Annotated in this window: 1 protein-coding gene; it reads left to right on the forward strand. The window is 49.7% G+C overall.

What is annotated here, in order from left to right; genetic code table 11:
* The coding region (locus tag R7Z77_RS28520) for a right-handed parallel beta-helix repeat-containing protein (protein WP_411913228.1) at nucleotides 1-515 on the forward strand (515 nt) is incomplete at both ends.

Genomic DNA, 515 nt, shown 5'->3' on the forward strand with positions numbered 1-515 from the left:
AAAAAATGGTGACCCACGGCGCTCCAGATACTGGTTTCGTGATCACCTCTCCTGAAAACATTGGCCGCGCACTGTGGGCAAGTTACAACCAAGTGATTGAAAGCGAAAGCTACAACAACATGGATCCTTCGCAGATCAACGCAGACGGTTTTGCGGCCAAGATGCGCATCGGCGATGGCAACACCTTCATCCGTTGTTTGTCTCACCACAACATTGATGACGGTTGGGACTTGTTCAACAAAGTGGAAGATGGCGCAAACGGTGCGGTGACTATTTTGGATTCCATCTCGTTCAGCAACGGGCGCACACTCGATGTTGCCAACAAGGGGGGCACGATTGGTAACGGCTTCAAGCTAGGCGGCGAGGGGATTCCGGTTCCACATGTGGTGAAAAACAGCTTGTCTTTCAATAACAATATGGACGGATTTACGGACAACTTTAACCCTGGTGCACTGGTATTGAGCGACAACGTGTCGATTGATAACAAGCGCTTCAACTACTTGTTTCGTAAGAGC

The organism is Vibrio sp. 1401 (genome assembly GCF_033340295.1).